General features: G+C 49.3%; 24 protein-coding genes. 11 read left to right on the forward strand and 13 right to left on the reverse strand.

What is annotated here, in order from left to right; translation table 11 throughout:
- Nucleotides 1-147 precede the first annotated feature (147 nt).
- Nucleotides 148-1386: a protein GlmU gene (locus ACYQ11_RS01835; RefSeq protein ID WP_459922028.1), complete on the forward strand. Its 1239-nt coding sequence runs from the start codon at nt 148-150 to the stop codon at nt 1384-1386.
- A 64-nt stretch (nt 1387-1450) separates the two neighbouring features.
- Nucleotides 1451-2800 carry a phosphoglucosamine mutase gene (gene glmM / locus ACYQ11_RS01840; protein ID WP_459922029.1) on the forward strand — a complete coding sequence of 450 codons (1350 nt, stop codon included), beginning with the start codon at nt 1451-1453 and terminating at the stop codon, nt 2798-2800.
- Nucleotides 2801-2856: 56 nt separating this feature from the next.
- Here glmM and ACYQ11_RS01845 read toward each other — a convergent pair whose 3' ends face one another.
- Nucleotides 2857-3561, reverse strand: a complete 705-nt coding sequence (locus ACYQ11_RS01845; RefSeq protein ID WP_459922030.1) for a Bax inhibitor-1/YccA family protein — start codon at nt 3559-3561, stop codon at nt 2857-2859.
- Between the two features lie 138 nt (nt 3562-3699).
- On the opposite strand from ACYQ11_RS01845, the gene ACYQ11_RS01850 reads away from it, so the two are divergent.
- From ACYQ11_RS01850 to ACYQ11_RS01890, 9 genes are all read left to right on the forward strand, one after another.
- Nucleotides 3700-3969: a hypothetical protein gene (locus tag ACYQ11_RS01850; protein ID WP_459922031.1), complete on the forward strand. Its 270-nt coding sequence runs from the start codon at nt 3700-3702 to the stop codon at nt 3967-3969.
- Between the two features lie 218 nt (nt 3970-4187).
- Nucleotides 4188-5552, forward strand: a complete 1365-nt coding sequence (gene xseA, locus ACYQ11_RS01855) for an exodeoxyribonuclease VII large subunit (protein ID WP_459922032.1) — start codon at nt 4188-4190, stop codon at nt 5550-5552.
- Entirely contained in the window at nt 5536-5769 is a 234-nt protein-coding gene (xseB, locus tag ACYQ11_RS01860) for an exodeoxyribonuclease VII small subunit (RefSeq protein ID WP_459922033.1), read from the forward strand. Before xseA ends, xseB begins: the two co-directional genes overlap by 17 nt.
- 22 nt (nt 5770-5791) lie before the next feature.
- Nucleotides 5792-6685 (forward strand): polyprenyl synthetase family protein, encoded by an 894-nt coding sequence (locus tag ACYQ11_RS01865; protein WP_459922034.1) that lies wholly within the window; start codon nt 5792-5794, stop codon nt 6683-6685.
- A gap of 15 nt (nt 6686-6700) precedes the next feature.
- A complete protein-coding gene (gene dxs, locus ACYQ11_RS01870; protein WP_459922035.1) occupies nt 6701-8584 on the forward strand; it encodes a 1-deoxy-D-xylulose-5-phosphate synthase in 1884 nt (627 codons plus the stop codon).
- Entirely contained in the window at nt 8577-9326 is a 750-nt protein-coding gene (locus ACYQ11_RS01875) for a TlyA family RNA methyltransferase (RefSeq protein WP_459922036.1), read from the forward strand. Before dxs ends, ACYQ11_RS01875 begins: the two co-directional genes overlap by 8 nt.
- 136 nt (nt 9327-9462) lie before the next feature.
- On the forward strand, nt 9463-11529 hold the full coding sequence (gene fusA / locus ACYQ11_RS01880) for an elongation factor G (RefSeq protein WP_459922037.1): 2067 nt from the start codon (nt 9463-9465) through the stop codon (nt 11527-11529).
- A 226-nt stretch (nt 11530-11755) separates the two neighbouring features.
- On the forward strand, nt 11756-13054 hold the full coding sequence (locus tag ACYQ11_RS01885) for a pyridoxal phosphate-dependent aminotransferase (protein WP_459922038.1): 1299 nt from the start codon (nt 11756-11758) through the stop codon (nt 13052-13054).
- 321 nt (nt 13055-13375) lie between these two features.
- The gene (locus ACYQ11_RS01890) at nt 13376-13822 is read left to right on the forward strand and encodes a hypothetical protein (RefSeq protein WP_459922039.1); all 447 of its coding nucleotides are present in this window, start codon (nt 13376-13378) and stop codon (nt 13820-13822) included.
- Nucleotides 13823-13861: 39 nt separating this feature from the next.
- Here ACYQ11_RS01890 and ACYQ11_RS01895 read toward each other — a convergent pair whose 3' ends face one another.
- From ACYQ11_RS01895 to ACYQ11_RS01950, 12 genes are all read right to left on the reverse strand, one after another.
- A complete protein-coding gene (locus ACYQ11_RS01895; protein ID WP_459922040.1) occupies nt 13862-14839 on the reverse strand; it encodes an SPL family radical SAM protein in 978 nt (325 codons plus the stop codon).
- Nucleotides 14840-14974: 135 nt separating this feature from the next.
- On the reverse strand, nt 14975-15361 hold the full coding sequence (locus ACYQ11_RS01900; RefSeq protein ID WP_459922041.1) for a PilZ domain-containing protein: 387 nt from the start codon (nt 15359-15361) through the stop codon (nt 14975-14977).
- Between the two features lie 113 nt (nt 15362-15474).
- Entirely contained in the window at nt 15475-15945 is a 471-nt protein-coding gene (locus tag ACYQ11_RS01905; protein WP_459922042.1) for a PilZ domain-containing protein, read from the reverse strand.
- Nucleotides 15946-16002: 57 nt separating this feature from the next.
- Nucleotides 16003-18381 (reverse strand): GspE/PulE family protein, encoded by a 2379-nt coding sequence (locus tag ACYQ11_RS01910; protein ID WP_459922043.1) that lies wholly within the window; start codon nt 18379-18381, stop codon nt 16003-16005.
- 14 nt (nt 18382-18395) lie between these two features.
- Entirely contained in the window at nt 18396-18773 is a 378-nt protein-coding gene (locus tag ACYQ11_RS01915; RefSeq protein ID WP_459922044.1) for a hypothetical protein, read from the reverse strand.
- A gap of 36 nt (nt 18774-18809) precedes the next feature.
- Nucleotides 18810-19883: a response regulator gene (locus tag ACYQ11_RS01920; RefSeq protein ID WP_459922045.1), complete on the reverse strand. Its 1074-nt coding sequence runs from the start codon at nt 19881-19883 to the stop codon at nt 18810-18812.
- A gap of 131 nt (nt 19884-20014) precedes the next feature.
- Entirely contained in the window at nt 20015-21046 is a 1032-nt protein-coding gene (locus tag ACYQ11_RS01925) for a hypothetical protein (protein ID WP_459922046.1), read from the reverse strand.
- 41 nt (nt 21047-21087) lie between these two features.
- A complete protein-coding gene (locus ACYQ11_RS01930) occupies nt 21088-22335 on the reverse strand; it encodes a HAMP domain-containing protein (RefSeq protein ID WP_459922047.1) in 1248 nt (415 codons plus the stop codon).
- Nucleotides 22336-22377: 42 nt separating this feature from the next.
- Nucleotides 22378-22839 carry a DUF8082 domain-containing protein gene (locus tag ACYQ11_RS01935; protein ID WP_459922048.1) on the reverse strand — a complete coding sequence of 154 codons (462 nt, stop codon included), beginning with the start codon at nt 22837-22839 and terminating at the stop codon, nt 22378-22380.
- 44 nt (nt 22840-22883) lie between these two features.
- Nucleotides 22884-23588, reverse strand: a complete 705-nt coding sequence (locus tag ACYQ11_RS01940; RefSeq protein WP_459922049.1) for a hypothetical protein — start codon at nt 23586-23588, stop codon at nt 22884-22886.
- 3 nt (nt 23589-23591) lie between these two features.
- On the reverse strand, nt 23592-24209 hold the full coding sequence (locus ACYQ11_RS01945) for a GTP-binding protein (RefSeq protein WP_459922050.1): 618 nt from the start codon (nt 24207-24209) through the stop codon (nt 23592-23594).
- Between the two features lie 67 nt (nt 24210-24276).
- On the reverse strand, nt 24277-24669 hold the full coding sequence (locus ACYQ11_RS01950) for a roadblock/LC7 domain-containing protein (RefSeq protein ID WP_459922051.1): 393 nt from the start codon (nt 24667-24669) through the stop codon (nt 24277-24279).
- Between the last annotated feature and the right edge of the window lie 96 nt (nt 24670-24765).

Consider the following 24765-nt stretch of genomic DNA (forward strand, 5'->3'; position numbering starts at 1 on the left):
CGAAAGATTCGGTAGAGAAAAGAAATCTAATTGAACATGAAAAAACCAAAAAATTATATGTTGCATTTTTTTTTCATGCAAGGGAAAATTAAGCCCTTTCGAAGCCTGAACATCACGCTGCAACAGATAACGCGAATGGAATGAACGATGTCAAACGACAGTATTTTGAAACGTCTGTGTGAAAAAGGAGTAAATATTCCTGTTCCTCACAGCGTGGAAATCGATGAGGACGTCAACATCGATCGGATTTCCGGTGACGGTGTCACCCTCCACAGCGGAAGCCGGATCTTCGGCAGAGACACCTTGATTTGCAAAGGCTGTGTGATCGGACGGGAAGGGCCGGCCACCATCGACAACTGCCGCCTCGGTCCGGATGTGGCGATCAAAGGGGGCTATGTCAAGAATTCTGTCTTTCTTGAAAAAGCTTCGGTGGGTTACGGCTCCCATGTCCGGGAGGGAAGCATTCTCGAAGAGGAGGCAAGCATCGCCCATTGCGTGGGACTCAAACAGACCATTTTGTTTCCCTTTGTCACCCTGGGCAGCCTGATCAATTTTTGCGATTGTCTGATGGCCGGGGGCACCAGTCGGAAAAATCACAGCGAGGTGGGCAGTTCCTACATCCATTTCAACTTCACCCCCAATCAGGACAAGGCCACCCCCTCTCTTTTAGGGGATGTGCCCCGGGGGGTAATGCTCAACAACAATCCCATTTTTCTCGGAGGGCAGGGGGGGATGGTTGGCCCGATTTTCCTGAACTATGGAACGGTCATTGCCGCAGGAACCCTTCAACGGAAAGATGAACGGGACGAGAACCGGCTTCTGTTCGGTGGCGCCCTGAGACCCGGCAACGTTCGGCATTCACCGGGAATCTATCAGAACGTCTCTCGAATCGTGGAGCACAATATCCGGTACATCGGCAATCTGATCGCCCTGGACCACTGGTATCGGCATGTCAGATCCCTTTTTGTTTCAGAACGTTTTCCTGATGAGTTGCTGGATGGACTGATCAAGACGCTTTCCACGGCCGTCACCGAGCGCGTCAAGCGACTCAAGGGGCTGTTTGAAAATGTATCAAAGACATCTGAAAGGCTGCTTCAGGCCGGATCGGGGCATACCCCCACACTCCTCAATCATCAGAAACTGATCATGATGTGGCCTGATTTTGAGGCCGGCCTGCAGAATCTGGTCACAACGGATTACGGCATTGAAACCCGCCGCCGTTTTCTTGAAGAAATCGACAGCGTCCGGAAAAAGGGCGACCACGACGGTTGTATCGACTGTATCCGACACCTGTCCGCCCGTCAGGCCGGTTTGGGAACCCAATGGCTTCAGGGCATCGTGGATCATGTGATGCAGACGCTGCACCCGCTGACCGGTGAGCTTTAAGCTTTAGCCTTGACGGCTTCCAAAAAAAAGCAATTTTTCGACGATTTCCTGAAAGGATATAACCATGGGTATTTTATTCGGAACCGACGGCATCAGAGCAAGGGCCAACACCTATCCCATGACGGCGGAGATCGCCCTGAGAACCGGCCGGGCCATGGCGCGTTTCTTCAGGGCCCGAACCGGCCGGACGGCCATCATCATCGGCAAAGACACCCGCCTGTCCGGAGACGTGTTCGAACACGCCCTGGCGGCCGGCGCCTGTGCCATGGGCGCCGATGTCTATCTGGCCGGCGTGATTCCAACGCCCGGCATTGCCTATCTGTGCCGAACCCTGCCGGATGTGACGGCCGGAGTGGTGATTTCGGCATCCCACAACCCCTTTGAGGACAACGGGATCAAGATCTTCAAGGGTGACGGATTCAAGCTGGACAACGAGGATGAAGCCGTTCTTGAACAGATGATTCTCGAAGAACATCAGGAAAAACAATCTGAACACGTTGAACAAACAGGCCGGATCATAACCTATGACAGGGGTTCTGATGACTATGAAACCTTTCTTGAACACCTGATGGATGACGTGGACATTTCCGGTCTGAAAGCGGTGATCGACTGTTCAAACGGTGCGGCCAGTCGAATTGCACCCTCTCTGTTTTCAGGTCTCGGGCTGGATGCGACGTTCTTGTTTACGGATCCCGACGGAAAAAACATCAACCATCAGTGCGGTTCGGAACATTGTCAAACGATGATCGAAACGGTTGTGCAGTCAGGGGCGGATATCGGACTTGCCTTCGATGGCGATGCGGATCGCCTGATTGCCGTCGACCACACAGGCAGGGTTGTAAGCGGAGACCAGATCATCGCCGTCTGCGCAGCCCATGCCTTGAGAAAGGGGACGCTTACAAACAAAACCGTGGTCACCACCGTCATGAGTAACATGGGGTTAGGGGCCTGCTTGAAGGAACTGGGGATTACCCATGTGACGGCTCAGGTCGGCGACCGCCACGTAATGATGGATATGAAAAAAAACGGCGCTGTTTTGGGAGGGGAAGATTCAGGTCATATGATCTTCATGGATCATCATACCACCGGCGACGGCATGATCAGTGCGCTCAAACTGCTTTCCGTTCTTTCGGATACGGGCCGTTCTCTGAAAAACCTGGCAGACGTCATGACCATCTATCCCCAGAAACTTGAAAACGTAACCGTCCGATCCAAACCGCCCATCGAGAGCCTGCCGAATCTTGCCTGCGTGATCCGGGAATCCGAAAAACAATTGGCGGGAAAGGGAAGGGTGCTTGTCCGTTATTCCGGGACCCAATCCATGTGTCGCGTGATGGTTGAAGCTCCCTCCGTCGCGGAAACGGAATTTCACGTCACGCGTATCGCCGATGCGGTCAGGCGGGAGCTTGGATAAAAAAAGGGTGCCGACCTGAAATGGCCGGCACCCTGACGTTTTAAATCTGATCGTGCCTATTCTCTGTCGCCCAGAATCCTAAGCAGAATCAGGAACATGTTGATAAAATCAAGGTACAGGGCAAGGGCGCCCATGATGGCTCCTTTGCGGATGGTACCGCCATCGAGATCCGCCGGTTGCGTCAGGGCCATGTGCTTGATTTTCTGGGTGTCATAGGCCGTCAGTCCGATAAAGACGATCAGGCCCACATAGGTGATGATCATTTCCATGGCGCTGCTTCTCAGAAAGAGGTTGACCAACGATGCAATGATGATCCCGATCAGTCCCATGAACATGAAACTTCCCATCGAGGTCAGATCACGCTTCGTGATCATTCCGTAGACACTGCATGCACCAAAGGTCGCCGCGCAAATGAAGAAGGTCGATACGATGGACGCCCGGGTGTACATTAAAAAGACCGAGGCCAGCGTGGCACCGTTCAGGGCGGCATACAAGAGAAACAGCGAGGTCGCCGCTCCGGCCGAAAGTTTTCCGATTCGGGCGCTGAGATAAAAGACAAAACCCAGTTCAGCGATGATCAAACCGAAAAACACCATCCGGTTACCGAAGATGATCTGAAGAAGAGTCTCGCTTCCGGCCACCGTCCAGGCCACAAGGCCGGTGATGGCAAGTCCGATGGTCATCCAATGAAACACATTCAGCACGAATGCGTTCACCTGGGCCTGGGTTCTGGATTGACTGACTGAATTTGATTGAATCATTCTACCTCCGATCGGGTAATGTTTTTATGATTGAGAAACCGGTTGAATGCCGTCGATTTTTGTGATCTCTTCATGTCGCTTTGGGCATAAAATAACACATCACCCGATAAATTCAAGTGATACCGGACCTGACAGCCGATGAAACATCACGACCTTTACAATCACCTCAGGGAACTGGCCGAGCAGCTCGGCATCCGTTTTTATGAAAAAAACTTCAGGAACGCTGGGATACAGGTCAACAGCGGCCTGTGCAAGATAGAAGGCGTCTTTCATTTTTTCATGGACAAACACAAGAAAATCCGTGAAAAAACGGAAATTCTCGCCGCAGCCTTATCCCGTTTCCCCATAGACGACATCTATATCATTCCTGCGGTCAGAGACTTCATTGATCGGAACCGTGACGAATAAAGTTTACATAATATATCTTATCAGACAAACAGTAAGTCTGAATATATTGATATAATTCATTTTATCTACCAACACAGGACAAAGGTGTCGTTTCGAAGCGTATCCCGGTGTTTTCCCAAAAGTCTTATTTGGACGGCGGTTGTTCTTACATATTGAATGGATTCGGCATCTGTGCTAGATTGTAAAATTTCAAAAAATGCGCATAAAGGCGGGTTCGCGTGAATTGGCATGATCAGAAGCCACGGGCAACCATTTACAGTGTTTCAAGTCTGACATCCGAGATCAAGACGCTTCTTGAAGACCGGTATCCCTTTGTCTGGATTCAGGGTGAAATTTCCAATCTGAGCAGACCGGCCTCGGGCCATCTGTATTTTACCCTGAAAGACGCCCGGGCCCAGATTGCCGCCGTGGTATTCAAAAATCTCGCCCATCATCTTCCTTTTAAGCTGGAAAGCGGCCTGCAGATCAACGGCCTTGCCCGACTGAGCGTCTATGAACCGCGCGGGACCTATCAGCTGATCTTCGAGCACCTGGAACCCAAAGGCGCCGGAGCCCTTCAACTGGCCTTTGAACAGCTGAAAAAGCGACTGGCCCGGGAAGGTCTGTTCGACGACAAATACAAACAGCCCCTCCCGTATCTGCCCCGACGTATCAGCGTGATCACATCCCCTACAGGCGCGGTGATTCACGATATCATTCATGTTCTGAACCGTCGTTTTCCCAACCTCGTTCTTGAAGTGGTTCCCGTGAAAGTTCAAGGCGACTCAGCCGTCGATGAGATGGTGTCCGCCCTTGACCTTGTCAACTCCCGAAACAATTCCGACCTTATTATTATCGCGCGGGGCGGCGGCTCACTGGAAGACCTGGCCCCCTTCAATTCCGAAGACCTGGCCCGGGCGGTATTTGCCTCTGCCGTTCCCGTGATTTCGGCGGTCGGTCATGAAACCGATTTTACCATCTGTGATTTTGTCGCGGATATGCGGGCCCCGACCCCCTCGGCGGCTGCCGAACGGGCCGTCCCGGTCAAACAGGATCTTGATCGGCAGATCATCAGGCTCAGGCAGCAGCTGACGAACGCCGTACATCTGGCCCTTTCCCGCAAAAGACAGTCCCTTGAGGGAATGATCAAAAAAATGGTCGATCCCAGGCGAAGAATCACAGACCTGCTTCTGCTGACGGAAGACATGACCCAACGCATGATTCGGGCCGTATCCCAAGCCCTTACCTCAAATCGGTCCGCCCTGGACTGGCGAAAGGAAAAACTCCATCTGGTGAGTCCGGCAAAACAGCTCCACCACCATGCCCGGACGCTTTCCGGGTACCGTGAACGTCTTGCCGCATCCGTCAAGCGGCTGATCACTCACAAATCCATGGCCCTGCAATCCTGCCATGGGCGCATCCAGGCATTGAGTCCCTACGCCATTCTGGGCCGGGGTTACAGTATCACACGAACTCTTCCCGACGCGGTCATTGTCAGAGAGGCTGATCAGGTGTCACCGGGTCGGGAGGTTGAAGTGATTTTGTTAAAAGGCAGATTGACCTGCCGCGTGGAAGGAACCGCATCCGATGGCCAAAAAAAATAATTTCGAACAATCCATGGAACATCTTGAAAAAATCGTTTCCGAACTCGAGTCCGGAGACCTTCCCCTTGAAGAGTCAATCAAGAAATTTGAAGAGGGAATGAAGCTCTCACGCCTGTGCTCCCAGATTCTTGACGAAACCGAAAAAAAAATCATCATGCTGGTCAAAGGTGATCAGGGGGAAATCAATGAGGTTCCATTTCCCGACAATGAACCTTGAAAACCCAAACGGATAATTTCATATGTTTGATCTGACATCCTATCTGACGTCCCGACGGGATCTCGTGGAAAAAAAGCTCGATGCCCTTCTTTCGCTTCCCTCTTCCGGATCGGGACAATTGCTTTCGGCCATGCGCTATTCCCTGCTGTCCGGTGGAAAACGGCTTCGGCCCATTTTGTGTTTCGCCGCAGCCGAAGCCCTGGGAGGAACACCCTATCAATGCATGACCACCGCCTGCGCCATCGAAATGATTCATACCTATTCCCTGATTCACGACGACCTGCCCGCCATGGACAACGATGATCTGAGGCGGGGCAGACCAACATGCCATCGCGCTTATAATGAAGCCACCGCCATTCTCGCCGGCGACGCCCTGCTGACCCTGGCGTTTCACGTTCTGGCCTCCCCCGTCCACTGGGACTCGGAAGATCCCTTGAAAAACCTGGAGGTGATCCGGCTGGTATCCCATGCGGCCGGTCAGCAGGGGATGATCGAAGGCCAGATGATCGACATGGAATCCGAGGGGGCGAATCTGTCGCTTTATGCACTCGAACAGCTCCATCGTCTGAAAACCGGAGCAATGATCAACGTGTCCATTCGGTGCGGGGCGCTTCTTTCAGGAGCGGACGCGTCGCAGCTTGAATCGCTTGACCGTTATGCCGCCCATATCGGACTGGCCTTTCAGGTCACCGACGACATTCTCAACGTCACCGGCGACGTCAAGGTGATGGGCAAAGCCACCGGCACCGATGACAAACTCAACAAAGCCACCTACCCTTCCCTGCTCGGACTGGAACAGGCGGGCGAATTCGCCCGTGAGCTTGTGGAAAAAGCGCTCAGCGAACTTGAATCCTTTGACGGCAAGGCGGAACCCCTTCGGGCCGTAGCCACATATATTATCGAACGCAATCGATAAAGGAGCAGCCTTATTTTGACTTACCTTGAACACATCGACAGTCCCTCGGATCTGAAAAAACTGTCACGGGTTGAACTTGCGGATCTGGCCGCGGAAATCCGTGACGTTATTGTTACCACGGTTTCCAAAAACGGGGGCCATCTGGCCTCCAGCATGGGCGTGGTGGAACTCACCATCGCCCTGCATTATGTTTTCGATGTCCCCAAAGACAAACTCATCTGGGATGTGGGGCATCAATCATACGCCCACAAGCTTCTTACCGGACGGCGGGATCAGTTTCAGACGCTTCGGACCCTGGGCGGCCTTTCAGGGTTTCCCAAGCGGTGTGAAAGCATCTACGACACGTTCACCACGGGGCACAGCAGCACATCCATCTCCGCAGGTTACGGGATTGCCTGTGCGCTGGATATCAAAGGCGACCACAGCAAAGTCATTTCCGTGATCGGGGACGGCAGCATGACCGGTGGAATCGCCTTTGAAGGACTGAACCAGGCGGGAAGCAACAGGAAAAACCAGCTGGTGATCCTGAATGACAACGATATGTCCATTTCAAAAAACGTGGGCGCCCTTTCGTCTTTTCTAAGCCGGGCCTTCTCCGCCAAATACCTCCACGATCTCAGGGACGAATTCAAAAAATTTTTCAAATCCCTGCCCATGATCGGAGACGATATCTACAAATTCGCAAAAAAATCAGAGGAATCCTTCAAAACCTTCGTTACCCCGGGCATGCTGTTCGAGGCCTTTGACTACGAATACATGGGACCCATCGACGGACACAACCTCGATCACTTGATCAATATCCTTGAAAACATCAAAGGCCTTGCCAAACCCATCGTTCTTCATGTGACAACCACCAAAGGCAAAGGTTATCTTCCGGCGGAAACCAACCCAACGTATTTCCACGGGGTGGGTGCGTTCGAGGTGGACACCGGGGACGCCATATCCCGGGGCCAGGCCGGACCGCCCACCTATACGGAGGTTTTCGGCCGGACCATGATCGAGCTGGCCCGTGAAAACGATACCCTGGTGGCGATCACGGCAGCCATGCCCGAAGGGACGGGCCTTTCAGAATTTTCAACCGCCTATCCCGAGCGGTTCTTTGATGTGGGCATTGCCGAACAGCACGGCGTCACCTTTGCCGCAGGGATGGCCACGGAAGGTTTCAAACCGGTTGTCGCCATCTATTCCACCTTTCTTCAACGTGCCTATGATCAGATTGTTCACGACGTTTGCATCGAATCGCTCCCGGTTGTCTTTGCCGTCGACCGTGGGGGTATCGTGGGAGAAGACGGTCCCACCCATCAGGGGCTTTTCGATTATGCTTACCTGAGAAGCATTCCGGGAATGGTCGTGATGGCGCCCAAGGACGAAAATGAATTGAGACGCATGTTGAAAACCGCTGTCGACCATTATGGCCCCATTGCCGTCCGATATCCCCGGGGCAAGGGCCTGGGCATTCCCCTTGATCCGGTCATCGAACCGATTCCCATCGGAAAGGCGGAGGTCCTGGCCGACGGGGAGGACCTCCTGATTCTCGCCATCGGTCGAACAGTGGTCGATGCCATGGCGGCACGGGATATCCTGGCCGCTGAGGCTATTTCAACGGCGGTCATCAACGCCCGTTTTGTCAAACCGCTCGACCATGAATTGATTCTGTCCTATGTCCAAAAGGTCAAAGCCGTGGTGACCATCGAGGATCACGTAAAAAACGGGGGGTTCGGCAGCGCCGTACTAGAATGTCTTGCCGATCACGGCATGACGGGAATTCCGGTGAAACGCCTGGGCGTCGACGACGTGTTTGTCGAACACGGCAGCCAGAACGAACTCAGAAACAAATACGGCATCGGCCTTACGGCGGTTCTTGATGCCGCACGAATACTGATCGGCAGCCATGGATAAACCCTTTCGAAAACGACTGGATGTTCTGATTGTGGACAAGGGTCTGTGTGAAAGCAGACAGCGTGCCCAGGCCCTGATCATGGCGGGCAAGGTCTTTGTCAACCAGAGTCTGGCCGACAAACCCGGGGCCCAGGTGTTTGAAGATGCCTCGATCGAGATCCGGACCCCGGACTTCCCCTATGTCGGCCGCGGAGCGCTCAAGCTTGAAAACGCATTGAAATGTCTTGAAATTGATATACGGAATGATGTATGTCTTGATGTCGGTGCATCCACCGGCGGGTTCACGGACTGTCTCCTTCAATTCGGGGCATCCAGAGTGTATGCCGTGGATGTGGGCTATGGTCAACTGGCCTGGAAGCTCAGGCAGGATCCCAGGGTCATTTCCATCGAAAGAACCAATATCAGGCATATGCCCGATGATATGATCCCTGAGCCGATCGACCTTACAACCATCGACACCTCATTCATATCCCTTAAGGTCGTTGTTCCATCCGTGCTCAGATTCTTGAGGGAGAAGGCCCGCATTCTCGCTTTGATCAAGCCCCAGTTCGAAGTCGGCAAGGGTCGCGTAGGGAAAGGGGGCGTCGTCCGTGATACCAGGCTCCATGATGACGTGATCGATGATCTATCCCGCTTTTTTTTATCGCTGGGGCTTGAAATAGAGGCGGTGATCCCCTCCCCGATACTGGGGCCAAAGGGCAACAGGGAATTCATTATCTCTTTGAAATACAACATGGTTTGATATATATTGGTTTTCTTACGTAAAAAACGCCGTTTAGAATACAAACGGATACACAACTTATTGTTATTATTTGATGATTTATTCAAGAAAGGCACGCCACACGCATAAATAATAAATACCGACAGGAGGTTTGTGAATGAATCTGGAATCTGAAAAAATTAGAAACGTCGCTCTGGTCGCCCATGGAGGTGCAGGTAAAACGTCCCTGGCTGAAGCCCTGATTTTCAATTCAGGGGAAACGAACAGGCTGGGACGTGTCGAAGACGGCAATACCGTCATGGATTACGACGAGGAAGAACGTAAACGCGGCACTTCCATCAACAGCAGCTTTTATCAGTATACATGGAAAAAGACGACCATCAGTCTGATTGATACGCCGGGTGATCAGAATTTTTTTTCAGAAGCAAAAACCTGCCTTCCTGCGGCCGACAGCGCGGTCGTGGTTATCGAGTCGGCCAGTGGCGTGGAAGTGAGAACCGAACAGGCGGTGCAGTTTGCCAAAGACAGCAGCCTTCCCTGCGTTGCCTTTATCAACAAGATCGACCAGGAACGGTCCAATTACAGAAGCGCATTCGACTCCGCAGTCGATCAGCTTGAACCCAAACCGATCCTCCTCCAGCTGCCCATCGGAGAAAAATCAGATTTTAAAGGCGTTGTGGATCTGATTTCTCAAAAAGCCTATATTTACAGCGACGGCAAAGCCAATGTGACGGACATCCCCGCAGACATGGCCGACGACGTGGAGGCCGAACGGGGCGAGCTCATCGAAAACATTGCCGAAGCGGATGATTCTCTTCTTGAACGGTACCTTGAAGGCGAAACCATCAAAGACAGTGAACTGATCGCCGCCCTTCAGACCGGAACGAAAAACCGTCAGTTTATGCCGGTGCTTTTAGGGTCCGCCACCCAGAATATCGGTGTGGATCTGCTGGCCGATTTCATCGCGAACTGTATGCCTTCTCCCCTGGAACGCATACACTTCACCGCGAAAAATTCATCGGGTGAGATGGTGGAGGTCCCCTTTGACCCCAACGCCCCCCTTGCCGGCTTTGTATTCAAGACCATCGTGGATCCCTATGCGGGTCGCCTGTCCGTCTTTAAAATCGTGTCCGGAACCCTTACCAAAGACGGCAATTTGTACAACGTCAACAAGAGCAACAAGGAACGTTACACCCAGTTGCTGATTCTTCAGGGCAAAGAACAGAAAACCATCGAAAAGGCAGGCCCCGGTGCCATCGTGGCCTTCGCCAAACTCAAGGAGACCTTCACCGGCGATTCCCTCTGCGCCGATAACAACAAATTGGAATTCGAACGGGTCAAACCCATTCCTCCGGTCATTTCCTTTGCCGTGGAAGCCACCAAGCAGGGCGATGAAGACAAGATCTATTCATCACTGACACGGCTCCAGGAAGAAGATACGGCCATTTCCCTGGCCCGAAACGCCGAAACCAAAGAGATTCTCCTGTCCGGTGTGGGCATGATTCACATCGAAGCCACCATCGAAAAAGTCAAACGCAAATTCAACGTTGAGATGGCCCTGAAAGCGCCCAAGGTGCCTTATCGTGAAACCATCAAGAAAAAAGTGCGCGTCCAGGGGCGCCACAAAAAACAGTCCGGCGGCCATGGACAGTTCGGTGACTGCTGGATCCAGATGGAACCCCTGCCCCGCGGCGGCGGCTTTGAATTCGTTGATGCCATTGTGGGCGGCTCCATTCCCAAAACCTACATACCCGCTGTTGAAAAGGGAATCGTTGAATCAGCGGTCAAAGGCTGTCTTGCAGGCTTTCCCTGTGTGGATTTCAAGGTCACCCTCGATGACGGTTCCTATCATGCGGTAGACTCGTCGGAAATGGCGTTTAAGATCGCCGGAGCACTGGCGTTCAAGAAAGCGTCCGAACAGGCTTCGCCGGTACTTCTCGAACCGATCATGAAGGTTTCCGTTATTGCTCCCGATGATTTCACCGGAGATATCATGGGCGATCTGAACTCCAGACGCGGCAGGGTCCTCGGAATGGACAGCGAAGGAAAATACCAGGTCATCAACGCCAATGTCCCCATGTCCGAAATTTTGACTTACGCACCGGATTTGAATTCGATGACCGGCGCACGCGGCACCTTTACCATGGAACTGTCCCATTACGATGAGGTTCCCGGTGATCTGGCCGCCAAGATCATCGACAAAATTAAAGCAGAGCAAGAATAATCATAAAAACAGCCTGTTGCAGCACATTGTTCATGTACTGCAACAGGCTGTTTCATTGCCGTCGCCCCCGTCCCTTTCCATGGCTCGCGATCGACGCGGATGTCCTTTCCATGCATTCATGTTTTCTTCTGCGGTAAATACAATCATGCCTTTACAATTATTAACCATACTGATAAATTAACCTATTTTTATTTTCAAACCCTCGCAACCAGTTATGGTGGAATTTATGAGAAGAGATATCGTTCATGTGGGGTCAGGGCAACTGACCTACGAAATCAGAGAGATTGTTGCCGTCGCGGAAGATCTGAAAAAACTCGGCGTTGAAATCACGTTTGAAAACATCGGGGATCCCATTGCCAAAGGAGAAAAAGTACCCCAGTGGATCAAAGACATCATTATCGATCTCGTGGCGGACGACAAGACATACGGATATGTCGCGACCCGTGGTGTCGAAGCCACCCAGGAATTTCTTGCGAATCACGTCAACATGCGCGGCGGCTGCCAGATCACCAAAAATGATATCGTTTTCTTCAATGGCCTTGGCGATGCGGTGGCCAAAATTTTCGGATTTCTGAAACGTGAGGCGCGGGTGATCGGTCCCTCGCCCGCATACTCCACCCACTCGTCCGCCGAAGCGGCTCATTCAGGATATGCCCATTTGACCTATGAGCTTGATCCGGACAACCACTGGATGCCCGATCTTGCCGATATTGAAAACAAGGTCAAATACAATGACGCCATCGCCGGAATACTGATCATCAATCCCGACAACCCGACCGGCGCTGTCTATCCGAAGGAAATCCTTGAAAAGATCGTTGATATCGCCCGTCGATACAAGCTTTTCGTCATCTGTGACGAGATATACGCCCACATTGTTTTCGATGATGCCGGCACCGTTCATCTGAGCGAAGTGATTGGCGACGTTCCCGGAGTGGCCCTTCGGGGAATCTCCAAAGAATTCCCCTGGCCCGGTGCCCGGTGCGGATGGATCGAGGTTTTCAATCAGGACAGTTATCCAAGGTTCAAAGAGTACATCAAAAGTATCGTCAGCGCCAAAATGCTGGAAGTCTGTTCAACCAGCCTGCCCCAGTATTCCATTCCCCTGGTGATGGGCAACGAGCGATACCTCGACCACCTTGCCATGAGAAAAAAAATGTTCGAATCCCGGGTGGATGAAGCCTATGATATCCTGACCACGGCAAAAGCCCTGAAAATCGTCAAGCCCAGGGGCGCTTTTTACATGGCCGTTCTTTTCGAAGACGGAGCTTTGAACGACAAACAGACCCTTGCGATCAAAGACCCCACGGTCCGTCAATATATTGAGGAGAAAGTCAAGGATGTCGAGGTGGACAAACGATTTGTCTATTACCTTCTCGGAGCGACGGGAATCTGTGTCGTTCCCTTGACCGGATTCTGCTGCTCTCGAAAAGGTTTCCGGATCACCCTGCTTGAAACCAATGATGAAAAACGTCGGTGGACCTGGAAAACCATTGCCGACGCGGTCAATGAATACGTCCAGTCCTGACGATCAGGCCGCCGTCTGCGAAGCGAAGCGCGGATGGCGGCCTACAATGGCCGTCGCACGCGCTTGCCGAAGGGCCGGCCCCACGATCCTGCCCTCATCATCATGCCCCGTCCCCATCTGAGGATTCTTTTTTTCGGACCATTGTTCAATAAACTGAATAAACAACCCCGACATCAAACCGACAAACCCTGTCCTTCTTCACAAGAAATAAAACTTAAGAATTTGTTTTTATTTGTAATATCCAAGCCAACTCCCCCGTGGCACGACTTTTGATTCAGAAAGTGTTTAATGATTTAACAGTTTTGCCAGAGGGAGGTTGTCATGAGCGTAACACAAACCGGAAAACAAGGACGATCTTACTTCGCATTTTCAGCAGGCCTTCTTTTTGCGGCCCTGATATTATTTCCGTCCCAGACATTCGCCTTTGGTTCCTGGAACCAGGAAACCACGGCCCGTGAACTTTGCTTTTTGTATACATTGTCCAAAGACTGGCAGCAAACGCTGGATATCTCGGAACGACCCGATCAATATCAGGAAAAAAATCGTATTCTCGGCCCCCACCCCGACAAAAAAGACGTGCATATCTACTTTGCCGGATGCGCTGTGGCCCATGCGTTTATTTCATACATGCTCCCGCCTCGTTATTCGAAAATCTGGCAGGCCACCTGGATCGGCATTCAATCGTCGGTGACGGAACAAAACGACGATAACGGCCTTCATCAGGGCATGGAGATGGCGTACACCATCTCGTTCAGTGTACCCTTTTAGCCGGGTTCATGCGTTTGTAAATCTGAAAGGGCATAAACATCAGATTGAAAGTCCGCAGTGAAGACGGGCGCTTTCATCGAGCATGCGGCCCAACCCGCCATAACGTTCAGGGGAAAAACCCATGGATTTTTCCCAGACCTCCGTATCTTCCATGCAGAAATAAATCGTGACATCGGGCGCAATGCGTCGAATGGTTTTAATAATACCCTGGTAAACCTGGATACGCAACGGTTTGAAATACCGCATTTTATTGTCCAGCCCCGTTATAAATTCGCCATAGGGGATAATCGATTCGGGAAAACGTTTTTCAATGATTTTCTTGAGTGAGGGCATGAACCGAAAGGTACCCAGACTGATGTAAACAATGGATTCCGGGCTGACATGGCTGAACAATTCTTCGATGACGGCCTGATACTCGCTTATGCAGTTGTCGTAGATCACAATCGGATCAAAATGAAACGCGAGTCTGTAGCCCCACCGCTCACACCGTGCGGCGGCCCTGAACCGGGCCTCCAGTGATGACGTGCCCCGTTCCTCGCTTTGAATGATTCGCCTGGTGTTCAGGGACCAGGCCAGAATGGTTTTTTGATTGTGATCCAGCTTTTCAAGGCCGTCAATGGCGGTGGTTTTTGTCTTGAGCTCGAGTACGGCGTGTTTCTGGGCGGCAAAACGTTCAACCAAGGGACCGGCATGGTCGATCCAGAGTTCCCAAATCAGACTGTCCGTAAACTCACCGGTCCCGATCCGGCTGATCCTGTTCAGTGAAAAGGTCTGTTCAAGTTCCTTGAACATCAGTTCGTCGTTGACAAAAAACTGCAGGACAGGGGGATGAAAATATGCCTGGAGGATACAATAGGAGCAATCCATCGTACAGAACGTCCCAATATGAAGGATCTGATAATCACAACAAGTATACTCTGCCGTTCCCGGGCATTTCCGAACAAAGGCTCCTTTGTTTCGGGTAAGAACGAGATTTTTTTTCCCTTCGGACACCGGATCGGAAGCCTTGTCAATCATCGAATAAACTTCTGAAATATCTGAAAAAAATTCTATGGGTAGAGAAAGCCTGCGTTGAAAGGCTTCAACATATCGGGAGTCGCGTACGTCGTTATCGACAAATAGTTTCGAGATCAAAAGTGAGTTGTCATCCTTTCAATGAAACATCAAATAAGCACCAAGCTTATCATAATGCTCAGGTGATTTGAATTCGACGCCGAGGTTTTTTCCGGACACGCTACGAACAATGATTTTCTTGCTGATTTCCGATTGTTCGGCATCATCGATCCTGAACTCAATGAGCATCTCATCTCCGGGTTCAATGGCGTGGGGGGCGTTGAGCCTGATTTTCATTCCGGCCCGGGAGATATCTGTGATCACCACGGAAAGCTTGAGGTTGTCCTTGCCCAGATAACAAATGCCTTTAAATGTAATCCCTTTTCGGTAGAACCGTCGTCTTTCGAGGGTTCTTTCAAACACGTTGCCGCATTTGCATTTGCACGTAATGTTGACGGCGGATTTGGCGCCAATGATTTTCGACACATTCACACTTCTGGATTTTTTGCATTCAGGGCAAATAAATGTAGCGATGTTTTCGGAATTGATGAATACTCTTTCGCGCATGGTGACACATTCTCAGAAACAAAAAAGAACCATTAAGTAAACATTAAATACCGGCCGAGTTTGTCATATTGTTCGATGGCATCGAACTCCAGACCGATGAATTTCCCTTTGTTTGAACGGATGGTTGCTTCCTTGCGTATCAACGATTTCGGGGCATCGTCGAGGTTGAATTCCATGTATACCCTCTCGCCCTTGGTAAAGGTGTTGTTCAATGGATTGACTTTGATTTTACAGCCTGATCGTGAGATATCGGTAACCACCATCGCGGTCATTTTCTTGTCATTGAGGGAATAGAAGGAACCCGGAAGTTCGATGTCTTTTCTGAAAAACTTACGCCGTTCGATAATCGCCCTGAACTGATGCCCGCATTTGCATTTACAGTTGATGCGTATCCTGATATCGGACTTGAGCAGTTTGCCGACATTGGCCGTACGAGAAACCTCGCACACGGGGCAAATGAATGTGGCGCTATCACCGTTGACGAATATTCTTATTTCGTCCATAGGCCTGTCCATCGTACGAATTGATTAAAGAAGAAAACCAGACCCGCAGGGTATTGATCAGCTGACACAGACCCGCCGAACCTCGGTGACATCCGTCAGTCCTTCAAAGGATTTAAGGATACCATCCTGGATCAGGGTCGTCATCCCCTCTTCCGCGGCCTTCTCGAAAAATTCCATGGTATTGGCCTGTTTTTTGATCATTTGTTTGATCTCTTTGGTGCCGTCCATCAATTCATGAATGGCCAGACGACCACGGTAGCCGGTTCCGGAACAATCATCGCACCCCTTCGCCCTGTAAAGAAACAGATCCTTCGAATAGGTTATTCCGGTTTTGTCGAAATACGGTTTACCGAAAAGTGTTACGATTTCATTGAACTCTTCCAGACTCGGATTGTATTTCTCACGGCAACGCTTGCACAGACGGCGCACGAGACGTTGTGCCAGCACACCCAGAAAGGCATCGGAAAAGTTTAACGGGTTCAACCCCATATCAAGCAGTCGCGTGATGGTCTCGGGCGCGCTGTTGGTATGGAGGGTCGACAGCACCAGATGCCCCGTCAGTGAGGCCTCGATACCTGTTGATGCCGTTTCGTAATCACGCATTTCACCGATCATGATCACATCGGGATCGGCACGAAGGAAGGCCCGCATGACCCGGGCGAAATCAAGACCGATTTTGGGCTTGCATTCAACCTGACGCAGCCCCTGCTGGGTAATTTCCACCGGATCTTCGGCCGTCCAGATCTTGACACGGGGGGTGTTGATATGCCCCATGGCCGAATGCAGCGTGGTCGTTTTTCCTGATCCCGTCGGCCCAACCACCAGAATCAGGCCGTAGGGCTGGGTGATGATTCGCTTAAGAACCGACAGGTTCCGGTCACTGAGGCCCATCTCATTGATTTTCATGGCTCCGGAATCGGCCAGTATTCTCAGCACGGCATCTTCATACCCGCCGGCCGTGGGCAGGGTCGCCACACGAAGTTCAAAGGATTTGACACCCTTTCGTTTAAACTTGATTTTACCATCCTGAGGAAGCCGTCGTTCGGCGATATCCAGGCCGCTCATGATTTTGATCCGGGAGAGAATTCCCATGGAGTTCGAAATCGGGACCTTCAGTACATCCTGGCATACCCCGTCAATACGATAACGAATATTGGTTTTTTTCGTGGCCGGCGAGGGTTCGATATGGATATCCGATGCGCCTTTTCGGTATGCCGTGATAATGACCTGGTCGACAATCCGGACAATCTGGCTGGATGTCTCGTTAAGACCAACATCAGCTTCGGTGTCTTCTTCTTCATCTTCCTCGAATTCGACATCCATCATCATGTCGAACTGTTCGCCGTCCCTTTCGTCTGACTCTTTGGCGTCCTTGCGTTTGCCGTCATAAAAATGCTCGATGACTTTTTTAATGTCTTCCTGGATTCCGACGGCAAACTTGATATTCTTCGCATTGATCAATGCGTAGATATTATCTGTTTTTTCCAGATTTTTGGGATCATCAATCAGTATTTCGACAAGGCCTTCGGTCATTTCCCAGTTCAGGGGAACCCAATGATTCTGAAGAAGATAGGCTTTTTTCAGCTTGCCCAGAAGCTCGACCGGCACAGGCATATCCTTGTCATAATCGACAAAGGGACAGTTGTAGAAACTTGAAAGGGATTTTCCTATTTGTTCTTTTTCAACCCGAAGGTCCTGCATCAGAACAAACTCAACGCTTTTGTTCGTTTTTTTCGATAACGCCAAAGCGGTCTGAAGTTGTGCGGTCGTAACGATTTTTGCATCCAGAAGGTAACCGTATTTGGAATCGTACGATTTGATTCCTTCGATGGATTCGATTTTTGCGTTGATCCCTTCGTAATCGGGCGAATCTTTTTTGACAGCCTTGTATAGTTCAAGTGCAAGGTCCTTGCTGCCTTTCTTTTCAAGTTCAACGGCAAATCGGAACTTGATTTCGGCTTCGACGGATTTTTCGAGGGCGATTTTGGAAAGGACCTTGGCAAGCTGGGTCGTTGTCTTGGACGGCGAATGGATCTCAAAAAAGCAGTCTGAAATACCCGGGAACAACCGGATAACCGGGTAGTTCATTTTCAGCAGCTTCACGTATTCGGTGAAGGCTTCCTTAAAAAGCCCCAATTCCGAAAACGCCTTGGCACTGTCGATGATTTCCGGGGCGCCCTCATCATCAGACCAGGTTTTCTTGATGGTGGACACTTCTTCCGAGGATAATTCCTGGGGCGTGTCATCATCATCAAGCTCTCGAATTCGAGATTCAAGATGCTTGATTTGGGCTTGAACGGATTTTTTGGTCAGGCTGTCGAGGTTCGACGAACAGTCATTGAGGATGGCGGTGTATATTTCGAGGGACTCACGGTAGAGACCATGCTCGTTATACGCTTCTGCCGTATCGAGTTTTGTTCTGATTTCTGTATCCAAGCGTCATCTCTTCATCATTTTTTGAAAAAGCGTCCCAAACCCTTACTCTTTTTCATTTTATCCAGTTCGGGAATAATAATCTGGCAGTTCATTCTTACCATGGCCACAGGAACGAACATGCCCATGACGACAATCAGATAACCCGATTGTGTTTTACGGACATAAAGTCTTAATTTTTCATAAATAATCAAAGATTCCAACGACTGGTCAAAAGCCAAGCGAAGGGCTTCGAGATTGATGGAATTTTTGATAAATGAACTGAAGCTCTTATCGCCGACCCGTTCCGCAAGTGGGGAGACGAGTTTGGTATACTCCGAGGCCCCCTCTTCCGTGATGACGAGGATGCCAAGAACGCCTTCAATTGAAAACACATCTTCAAACAAACTTTCCATCAAACTGCCCCTTGAAATCCCATCCGGTCATTAGTTTTATTCGGCCAGGGCCTTGATCACCTTGTCCGGTGAACATTTGGAACCGACAACGACTTCAATAATCTTATCGTTTTCCACAGGAATGACAATGACATTTTCATGATTGTCACGATCAAAATAGGCGCCTTTAAAACCGCCCGCATCAAAATAGAAACCAAGCGCTGCCGCCTGAGCTGTAAAGCCGGACCACTCTTCGCCCATTCTCAATGATTTCAAATCCTTGTCAACATTCATCACCTGATTCAACTTGGATTTTGCCAGTTCCTCGGTGGTCATCGACGCAGGATTCAATGCGGTGGCAACGTCCTTTGGAATGGGCTTTGGTGAAGACACGGGGGCTGACTGGACCGTTTGATTGTCGGGTTCTTCACTGAATTCCTCTTCCGTCTTTCCATCTTCGTCCTTCATACGCATGGCATCGAGCAGGATGGCCTGCAACTCATCGTCAATATTGCGGGTCTTCAGACAACAGGCGTTTTCGATGGAAAGGGTAACCTTATCCCAGGAGAAAATTGTATAGGCTGCTTTTTTCCCAAGAACATTGTTAAAACGTGCGTCATAAAGCTCTCCTTCATTGAAGAACAGCACCCCGCGTTTCCGTGACTTTTCATCAAGAACACGAATTGTACACGTTTTTGCTTCCATTTCAATCAGTTGGATAAACATTTCAAGGGAGGCATTGTTCAGCCGCCCCCCTTCCGTCTCACGTCTGGCCAAATCGTCGATGCAGGCAATCAGGTTGTCCATGACCAGGGGTTTGGTGAAATATGCGAACGCTCCGGTCTTTTTTACAACACTCTCTGTTTTGGGTTTGTCAAATGCCGTGATGACGATGACGGGAACATCGGGAAACTGCCGTTTAATTCTTTCAAGGAGTGCGTAACCATCCATGTTGGGCATCTGGAGATCGGTGATAACCACAGAATAATGGTTGCTTTTCAGCATTTCGATGGCTGTGACACCATTGACGGATGTGTGAACCGAATACTTATCCTTATATTTATCGAAAATTTTTGTAATCAGATTGAGGAAGGGCTGATTGTCATCAACGACAAGTATATTATGAACCATATGATCACCTGGTATGTATTATGTTGTCCCATGCAAGAGAGAAATCGCCCGTTTTTTTGAATAGAACTTATGTATCAGATTTTTATGCATGTGAAAACATGAGAAACACCAAAAACACACAATTGATGTGACTATGATCTGATTGATTCGATCTCCCGGGCATATTTTTCTTCCCAGGGGCCCAGATGTTTTTTCAACCAGTTCTGCATCTCGTTTTCAGCGGCAATTTCGTCCAGGCAAGCCTTCAGGCCCTTGGCCACCTGTTTGATATCCGTTCGGCCGGTGTATGTGATTTTGCCGTTGGCATAAAGAAATTCAGCCGCAAAAGGATCGAGAAAATCATAGACATCAAGTTTTTCCATAAACTTGCGTTTCAAAATGGTATCAAAATCTTCTCTTATTTTCCGGCTTCCGGATATGAATTTTTCATAAATAAGCATCAGATGCTGAAGCATTCCAATGATATTCAAGGGTTTTTCTTTTTCAACCGGTGCTTTGGGGGCATTGGCTTCTTTTCGATCTGTGGGTTTGACCGCACCTGCCTGCTCAGAATGGGTGTAGTTTTCGATCATCTGTCGGAGAGAAATGGTGCGAACGTTAAGAAGGGCGCCTTTTTCACGAGATTTTTCGACTACTTTTTGCAGAAATTCGTCAGTCCGGTTCAGCTGCCATTTATCGGCGGATGTCGTTGACCCGATCATTTCACCGGTCAGCATAAAAAGTACGGCCTGATCGGAAGGCGAAAACGCCACTTCAATGTAGCCCGTCAGTTTTTCCGAGGTCATTTTTTTGATAAGACCGTCGAGATCGGTGAATTCGGTGGACAGGTCCTTATGGAGATCTTCCGCATCGGCAAGGTTAGCCCAGTAGAGAATTCGTTCGGGAATGATTTCGTAGATTGAAACGGAAAAATTGTTCGACCCGGACTCCCCCATCAACAGATCAATGGCCTCTTTACCCTTGACAAGGGTGGTTTTATTCCTGAACACGCCGTTGATAAGATTTTCCTCATCGAAAAAAACCGCACCTTCGGACGAGGGTGATTTGAAATAAATACAGCCCGAATCCACGACACCCTGATAATGCTCGAACAGTTTGTCGATATTAAGATAGTAGCTATTCAAGTCCGTGATCAGCGGATTTTCCTTGGGAATAACGATCATTGTGCTTTACCCTCCCTAACGCTCACGAATGGATCCGATTATTACCGACGGCGACGAAGTCTTTCAATGGAAAAACGCAGGCTGTCCTGCATACGTGTAATGGCTTCTGCGAGAGCTCCGATCTCATCGTTGGATTTGATCTCGATCACAACATCAAGCTCGCCGACACTGATCCGGTCAGCAGCATCCGTCAGCTTGCCGATGTCTCGAGAAAGCCTGTAACCGTAAACGGTAATGGACAAGCTGATAATAATAAGAAGGGCAACAAGAATAACGATATTGATATTTCTTGTGTTTTCAGTGAGTTTATTGGCCGCCTTTTCAAGATTCTTGATGGGCGTCGTGAAGTCGTCGATAAATGTAGTACTGATCACCATGTATTTGCTTTGCTCGATGGGTTCTGCAGAAACAAATTTTTCTTTGGTTTCACCCTTTTCATCGGTCCAGGTATAGTAGGCGGATGCACCCTTCCCTTTTCTCAGACTGGCGATAACGTCACGAAACGTACTGTAACTCGCTCCAAGGGATTTTTTGAACGAAGGCAGCAGAGGCTGACCGATCAGCTCCTGATCGGGATGACACCAGATAATGAAAAAGTCATCGTTTTCGTCGGGATCGGGAAGTTCGATCAACGCCGTATACCCTTTGAGACCAACCTTCTGGATGGAAATCCGGTTCAGTTCAAGATCATAATAAAAATCATCTTTGTTCAGGTCGGGGTTGTTTTTAAGAAAAATCGAACACTGAGAGGCCACCGATTTGGCCTTGTTGATGATGCTGTCCTCGGCAAGGGTTTTAACGACATCGGTACTCTTGACGGTAATGTCATTGGCAAGCTTGAGCATCTGAAGCTGAGAAAAAAGACCGGAGCCGGCCATCAGGGCCAGGGGAATAACGAGAAACAGAAAAAACATTTTGGTTCTAAGGCCGATGCCGGACGTTTTCTTCTTGACGGCGGATTTCTTTTTGGTCGCTTTTGTATCAGCCGGAGAGGACTCTTCTTCAGACGATTCATCGAGATCGTCCTGATCCTGTTCGTCAGCCGATGAATCGGACAGATCTGATCCCTCTTCATCGGCAACCTGTTTCGGTGCTTCGGTGGAGTGAAACGGAACATGCTGGATGTTGCCGGCCGATGCGTCCAGGTTATTTTCATCATCAAGGGATATGGTGATTACATGATCACAGACTCGGCATTTGATTTTGGAAGTTTTGCCCTTCATGCTGCTCTTGAGTTTTTCCGCATCAAGTTTGTAGACTTTTCCGCATTCTTCACAAATCACAACCATAATAAATGCTCCTTAAAATGATGAAATAACATGTGATACACATTACATGTTTTTTAGTTTTTTTAACATGGTCTGCTGGAATTTGACTTTCTTTTCTTCCCTGGGAATTTCACGGGCCAGGATGTCGACCAGTTCAGCCGCACGATGGGTAGGAATGCTGTTTCTGTCCACTCCCAGTTCGCGGATCTCATCTTCAATCAGTATTTCCGCCATGGGTCCCATGGCAATGGACAGATGGTTGGCAAGAAAATCAAAGAAAGCCTGATCGAGGGTCGGCACCGTTTCAACATCGGCTTCGATCAATTTCAACCGATCAAGGCGCTGAAGGGTTTCTTTTAGGGTGATCATGTCAACATTCAGTATGCGGGCAATCTCACCTAAGGTCTTAACACCGTCAATATTCATAAGAACATTCAGCATCTGGCTGTCGAGAGAAACCTCTCCAATATCGGAATTCAATACCCTTCTGACAACGACCGATGCTACATTTCCGGAAAAATCCATTTAAAACTCCAGTCATCCGTTTGTTCTTTTATTCAGTTCAATCGTCAACGTTTGATCAGTTCTTTTTTCAACGTTTCAATTTTCTGGGCAATTTCTCGTTCAATGTAATCATTGATTTCTTTTTGGATTTCATTGGGGAGACTTGAAAAATCAGGTTTCTTTTTTTTTACGGATACGTCCGGAACAAACGAATTCATGTCTACGGACGTGTACAGATTGGGAAATAATTTGGCTTTGAGATTTTTGAAGTTGGCGACTTCAGTCAAAATCAGGGTGTTTTTTTCCCTCAATGAAAATTCTTTTGTGAATACCTTCTCAAGGCTGTTAAAAACCTGATATAGAAACTTCAAGGCGTCCGGATGGGCCCCTGCTTTTTTATGAAGCATGTACTGCCCAATGGCATCGTGAAGTTTCAAAAAAAGGGAGATGGGGCGGTCGTTTCGATAAATGTCCTTGAGCCGGTTGATCTCATCAAGGTAATTGTTCAGGTTTTCATCGTTGATTTCCCAGTCCATCTCAAGGACAATGGCCTTCAGCGCATCCAACGGGGCCTTGGCATTATGGTTGGGTCTGGATGCCGGTACGTCCGGAGTCGGATGTTCAATGTCGGTGACCTCCAGAGAGCTCATGTCAAGATCATCGGAAAGAAAATCCGATGCGTCTTCGCCACCCGGTTCATCGTCGGCAAAAAAATCATCCAACCTGCTGTCAAGTTCGTCAAAAATGGAATTACCGTCATCTTTACTCAAAGCTTATTTCCCTCCCAGATCCAGTTTCTCTTTTAAAGAAATAACGGTCAGAGAAATGATTTTTTTCATGGTCGCGGCAATGTTTTCACCAGTCACGGCGCTTGCCGCAAAGTACGGGGCCTTAAGCGTACTGTTCAGATCTTTTTCGAGGGTTTCAATGGGTAGAATCGGAATACCCTGTTTGCCAAGATCCCGTTTATTGTATTGAATGACAAGCGGAATATTGTTGAGGTCTTTATTGAAAGACGCCAGGTTTTCCCTGAGGTTTTCGAGGGACCTGACATTCATCTCCTGTCTGAGAGTCATGGAATCCGCAACAAACACGATCCCGTCAACCCCCCGAAGAACGAGCTTCCGTGTGGCATTGTACTTGACCTGGCCGGGAACGGTATAGAACTGGATCTTGATCGTGTACCCTTTGATCATCCCTATGTCGAACGGCAGAAAGTCAAAAAAAAGCGTTCGGTCATTATAGGTCTTGACAGTGACCATTTCACTTTTAATTCGGCTTTTGAATTTCTTGTTGATGTATTCAAGGTTCGTCGTTTTTCCACCCCGTCCGGGACCGTAATAGACAATCTTTACCTGAACTTCTTTTTTTTTGGGATTAATTAATGCCAAAGTGAACACCTCTCAAATATTGACGACGTTGATAGTATACGACGCTGAATATCCGGATCGAATCGGCTTAGACGAGCTCCTTGATCTTGTTGTTTGCTTCAGTCACTTTCAAACGCAGAAAACCAAGGGAAACATCCTTGCCGAATATCGTCAACAGAAGCAGATCCGTACCGATTTTACTGAAATGGATGCTGTCGTTTTCTCCTTTGTGGAAAAGAAGGGAGAATTCTTCTTCACCGATAATATTCGCCATGGCGCTGACGGCACCAAAGTTCGCCGCAGCCAGTGCCGCCAAAGAGTAAACGTCATGTTCACATTTACCATTATCGAGATTGACGATGACATTGCCTGCAAGGTCAATCAGAACAACGCACTCAACGCCCAATTCGATGAGTTCTTCTTCGAGAATGTTCTCGATCGATTCAAGCTGGCTTTTATTGAAATCAAAGTTAAAATCCATTTTCAGATGATCCTCGTTATGACATTAAGGTTATAAGCATTTCAGCAACATGCTGTTTATGATGTTAAATTTTATAGTTATAACAAGACTTTTGAC

It is taken from the genome of Desulfatiferula olefinivorans (assembly GCF_054657895.1).

Coding starts and splice junctions, on each gene's coding strand:
- ACYQ11_RS01835 (WP_459922028.1), top strand. CDS start 148: ATGTCAAACGACAGTATTTTGAAACGTCTGTGTGAAAAAGGAGTAAAT.
- glmM (WP_459922029.1), top strand. CDS start 1,451: ATGGGTATTTTATTCGGAACCGACGGCATCAGAGCAAGGGCCAACACC.
- ACYQ11_RS01845 (WP_459922030.1), bottom strand. CDS start 3,561: ATGATTCAATCAAATTCAGTCAGTCAATCCAGAACCCAGGCCCAGGTG.
- ACYQ11_RS01850 (WP_459922031.1), top strand. CDS start 3,700: ATGAAACATCACGACCTTTACAATCACCTCAGGGAACTGGCCGAGCAG.
- xseB (WP_459922033.1), top strand. CDS start 5,536: ATGGCCAAAAAAAATAATTTCGAACAATCCATGGAACATCTTGAAAAA.
- ACYQ11_RS01865 (WP_459922034.1), top strand. CDS start 5,792: ATGTTTGATCTGACATCCTATCTGACGTCCCGACGGGATCTCGTGGAA.
- ACYQ11_RS01875 (WP_459922036.1), top strand. CDS start 8,577: ATGGATAAACCCTTTCGAAAACGACTGGATGTTCTGATTGTGGACAAG.
- fusA (WP_459922037.1), top strand. CDS start 9,463: ATGAATCTGGAATCTGAAAAAATTAGAAACGTCGCTCTGGTCGCCCAT.
- ACYQ11_RS01885 (WP_459922038.1), top strand. CDS start 11,756: ATGAGAAGAGATATCGTTCATGTGGGGTCAGGGCAACTGACCTACGAA.
- ACYQ11_RS01890 (WP_459922039.1), top strand. CDS start 13,376: ATGAGCGTAACACAAACCGGAAAACAAGGACGATCTTACTTCGCATTT.
- ACYQ11_RS01895 (WP_459922040.1), bottom strand. CDS start 14,839: ATGATTGACAAGGCTTCCGATCCGGTGTCCGAAGGGAAAAAAAATCTC.
- ACYQ11_RS01905 (WP_459922042.1), bottom strand. CDS start 15,945: ATGGACGAAATAAGAATATTCGTCAACGGTGATAGCGCCACATTCATT.
- ACYQ11_RS01915 (WP_459922044.1), bottom strand. CDS start 18,773: ATGGAAAGTTTGTTTGAAGATGTGTTTTCAATTGAAGGCGTTCTTGGC.
- ACYQ11_RS01920 (WP_459922045.1), bottom strand. CDS start 19,883: ATGGTTCATAATATACTTGTCGTTGATGACAATCAGCCCTTCCTCAAT.
- ACYQ11_RS01925 (WP_459922046.1), bottom strand. CDS start 21,046: ATGATCGTTATTCCCAAGGAAAATCCGCTGATCACGGACTTGAATAGC.
- ACYQ11_RS01930 (WP_459922047.1), bottom strand. CDS start 22,335: ATGGTTGTGATTTGTGAAGAATGCGGAAAAGTCTACAAACTTGATGCG.
- ACYQ11_RS01935 (WP_459922048.1), bottom strand. CDS start 22,839: ATGGATTTTTCCGGAAATGTAGCATCGGTCGTTGTCAGAAGGGTATTG.
- ACYQ11_RS01950 (WP_459922051.1), bottom strand. CDS start 24,669: ATGGATTTTAACTTTGATTTCAATAAAAGCCAGCTTGAATCGATCGAG.